This is a genomic window from Daejeonella sp. (assembly GCF_046590655.1).
In the GTDB taxonomy this organism is placed as follows: domain Bacteria; phylum Bacteroidota; class Bacteroidia; order Sphingobacteriales; family Sphingobacteriaceae; genus Daejeonella.
The window spans coordinates 1-3,740 of sequence record NZ_JBKJUM010000088.1 but is presented as its reverse complement, the minus strand read 5'-3'; the positions used below and the strand labels follow the sequence as shown (position 1 = coordinate 3,740).

Sequence of the window (3,740 nt, the reverse complement as noted above, 5' to 3'; positions counted from 1 at the left end):
GTCTGAGGTCTGAGGTCTGAGGTCTGAGGTCTGAGGTCTGAGGTCTGAGGTCTGAGGTCTGAGGAAAGGGGTCTGAGGTCTGAGGAAAGGGGTTGTTAAGTTACGATTTTTCCTTTATACGATCTGCATCAGACTTCCGACCTCAGACTTCAGACTTCCGACCTCAGACTTCCGACTTCAGACTTCCGACTTCCGACTTCAGACTTCCGTTCACGTTTTCTGCTTCTTCTTCTTCGCAGCCGGGAATAACACATTATTCAGAATGAGGCGGTAACCAGGTGAATTGGGATGCAGGTTTAGATCCGTAGCAGGGTCACCTACCATATGACGATAGTCTTCCGGATCATGTCCTCCATAAAATGTCCATTGACCCTTACCGAATTCGCCATGGATATATTTTGCCTCGTCCATAGTTTTCGTCTCACCCATAACGAGTACGCTCGGTTTGATAAGGTTTCTTTTGAAAGAGGTTGTCTGACCCATAAAACCCTTGATAACCTTGTCATGATTTTGGGTTAACATGGCCGGCACAATATCCCATTTAGCAGAGAAGTCAAAAAGTGTAAAAAAATCTGACGTGAAAACCGCACCGCTGGTGATGTCAGGCCTGGCATCAATTGTCGAGAATTCATTATTCGACGGATTAAGATCAAGCTTAAAATTATGAAACGCGAAGGTTTGATTGAAATCGAGCTTATTTTGCCCTTGAGGATCTGACCCATCTCCATCGAACATCCTCTCTACAATGTCAGTTCCATTAGCTGCAAGAGCGACATCGAAAGTTTCGGGCCCTGAACACATGGCAAACATAAATCCGCCGCCCGCACAAAACTCCCTTATTGTTTGAGCAACAGCCAGTTTCATTGCGCTTACCTTTTTAAACCCATTCCTTTTAGCAGTTTCTTCCTGAATTTTCACATCCTCTATATACCAGCTGGAATTTTTATAATTACTCCAGAAACGGTTATACTGACCAGTGAAGTCTTCATGATGCAGATGGAGCCAATCGTATTTAGGCAGGTTACCTTTCAAGACTTCATCATCATAGAGTATTTCATAAGGAATTTCTGCATAAGTTAATACCATGGTTACTGCATCATCCCAGGGAAGTTTATTCTTCGGGGAATACACAGCAACCTTTGGAGCCTTTTCGAGCTTAACCATTTCCATATTTACAGAAGGGTCGGTAATCTCATTTAATATAGCGTTCACCCGTGCATCCGGTATTACTTCGTAAGAAACCCCGCGGATTTTACATTCAGATTCTAGTGATTGAGAATATTTTATTAAAAAACTCCCGCCCCGGTAATTGAGAAGCCAATCAGCCTCGAGTCCGTTTTTTAGTATCCAGAAAGTAATGCCGTATGCCTTTAAATGATTTTTCTGCTCCTCATCCATCGGAATAAGAATAGAGGATGCGCGGCATAATACCGTCAGCAGCAGGAAAAGGAGCGTTAATCTTACTGTAAGCATATTTAATAAACGTATTCTATGCTTATAAAGTTATAAAAAGCAGAAGATATTTGAAGAATTTCATCAATTGGCTTAAATAATTAACTTTGTCCTCCATTTGAAAGCAAACATATATGAGCAAAGCAATTATAAAAACCGAGAAAGGTGACATGACCGTCCAGTTTTACGATAAAGATGCACCAAATACAGTAGCGAATTTTTTGAAGTTAGCGAAAGAAGGCTACTATGATGGTGTGACCTTTCACCGCGTGATCAATGATTTTGTAATACAGGGTGGCGATCCTACAGGTACAGGTGCCGGCGGCCCGGGATATCAAATTGATTGCGAACTTACAGGTGATAATCAGTATCATGACAGGGGAGTACTTTCTATGGCTCATGCAGGCCGTAATACAGGCGGATCTCAATTTTTTGTATGTCACAGCCGTAACAATACCTCTCACCTGGATCGTAATCATACTTGTTTTGGTAAGGTTATTGAAAATGTAGATGTTGTTGATAATATCTGTCAGGGCGATAAGATTCTGGGAGTAGAGATAATTGAGGAATAGGTTACAGGTATCAGGCGTCAGGTATCACGAACGACGTACCGTTACGTTTAAATCATTGTTAGTTATGGTTTTAGACAGATCTAACAACTGACAACTAACAACTAACAACTAATTAAAATGAATTTAAGAGGACTTGTATCCGTATCAGGTAAACCAGGCTTATTTAAGCTGATTGGCCAGAATAAATCAGGCTTTATCCTTGAAACCCTTGATGAGCTGAAAAATAAAATTGTTGTGAATATCAGCACTGCAAAAATGGCTTCTTTAGAAGACATCACTGTTTTCGGTGAAAGCGGCGATTTGAAGCTGAGCGATATTTTTGAAAAAATTAAAGCAGCCAAAAATATTCCTGATCCAAAAAGTGCAGATGGTAAGGCGCTGAGTGAGTTTTTTACTGAAGTGGCTCCCGATCATGATGAAGAGCGTGTGTATTCTTCCGACATTAAGAAGATCATTACGTGGTATAATACAATTAGTGTGCTTCCACTATTTACTGAGGCAACTCCGGAACCTTTGGCAGAGGGCTCGGCAACTCCGGCTATTTCTGAAGCAACTAAAAAACATGAAACCGGTGCTAAAGAAAAACCTAAGGCCACAAAAGCCGCTGGTAAGAGTACAACGCGGCTATCTCAGAAATCAAAATAATAATTGCCCCGGGGTAGACAGCCCTGGCCTATTGCCAGGTTTTATTTCCCAAAACTAAATATCCCGTCATATTGTTGGCGTGTAGGTCTGGGGGCACATCGATAAAACAATTTACGTGTGCCATGTATGCTGGCTGAAGGTCCTTGGAAAATGCCGGTCTTTGAGCGTTGTTAGACCGGTGCTATACCCTTGTCAGACCTTTTCTATATCGCTATAAGGTCTCTATAAGGACCCTATAAGGACGGTATATTGTCCTTGTAACCTCTTATCATATCACACAGTTTAACCCAAAAGCACAACTAACCTCTTAACTTAATGACATTGCCCTGCCGGGTTAAAGGTCACGCCCTTTAAGAGACACTATTTACCAATTGTGCCACTATTGTTGCTGGCACACCAAGCCTTCATTAGAATAAATACAAAATCGCAGCTCCAATTAAACTTGCAATAAGGATCATTATCCAAAACTGCCTGCTTTCCTGGCCCTTGTTCCCTGATCTAAATCGATAGTTTCTTTTGTAATCCATAACCCTATTTTTTAATCGTGATGGTACGGCTCGCCCTTAAGTATTGTGTAAGCCCTGTACAACTGCTCGGCGAAGAACAATCGAATCATTTGATGAGAAAAAGTCATTCTCGACAATGAAATTTTTTCATTACTCCGCGCATAAATTTCGTCGCTGAATCCGTAAGGTCCTCCAACTAAAAATACCAGTTGCTGCTGGCCCCCGACCATTTTTTTATTCAAGAGAGCTGAAAACTGCCTGGATGAAAGCTCTTGTCCATTTTCATCCAGAAGAATAACATGGTCAGTGCTGCTAATGTTTTTGAAAATCAGCTCTGCCTCCTTGCTCTTTTGCTGATCGCGCGATAGACTTTTGGTTCCTTTAAGTTCTGGAATCTCGGTGATCTTAAAGGAAATGTAGTGTTTAAGTCTTTTCAAATAGATCTCGATTCCATCCAGCAGATATTTATCTTCAGTTTTACCGATGGTAAGCAAGGTGATTTTCATTACCTCAATATAGTTACATATCCTGATTTTTTGATGACATTGGCGTCAAAATCAACCGC

At 41.2% G+C, this 3,740-nt stretch carries 4 protein-coding genes; 2 read left to right on the top strand and 2 right to left on the bottom strand.

The window, feature by feature from the left end:
* Window positions 1–210 precede the first annotated feature (210 nt).
* Complete coding sequence (locus ACLL8Z_RS08325) at window positions 211–1,398, bottom strand: asparagine synthetase B (RefSeq protein ID WP_411274310.1); 1,188 nt, start codon at window positions 1,396–1,398, stop codon at window positions 211–213.
* Window positions 1,399–1,586: 188 nt separating this feature from the next.
* Between ACLL8Z_RS08325 and ACLL8Z_RS08320 the strand changes: the two genes are divergently transcribed.
* Both ACLL8Z_RS08320 and ACLL8Z_RS08315 read left to right on the top strand, forming a co-directional pair.
* The gene (locus ACLL8Z_RS08320; RefSeq protein WP_411274309.1) at window positions 1,587–2,024 is read left to right on the top strand and encodes a peptidylprolyl isomerase; all 438 of its coding nucleotides are present in this window, start codon (window positions 1,587–1,589) and stop codon (window positions 2,022–2,024) included.
* 117 nt (window positions 2,025–2,141) lie between these two features.
* A complete protein-coding gene (locus tag ACLL8Z_RS08315) occupies window positions 2,142–2,669 on the top strand; it encodes a DUF5606 domain-containing protein (protein ID WP_411274308.1) in 528 nt (175 codons plus the stop codon).
* Window positions 2,670–3,207: 538 nt separating this feature from the next.
* Here the strand turns inward: ACLL8Z_RS08315 and rlmH are convergent.
* Window positions 3,208–3,681, bottom strand: coding sequence for a 23S rRNA (pseudouridine(1915)-N(3))-methyltransferase RlmH (gene rlmH, locus ACLL8Z_RS08310; RefSeq protein WP_411274307.1), 474 nt, complete (start codon window positions 3,679–3,681; stop codon window positions 3,208–3,210).
* Between the last annotated feature and the right edge of the window lie 59 nt (window positions 3,682–3,740).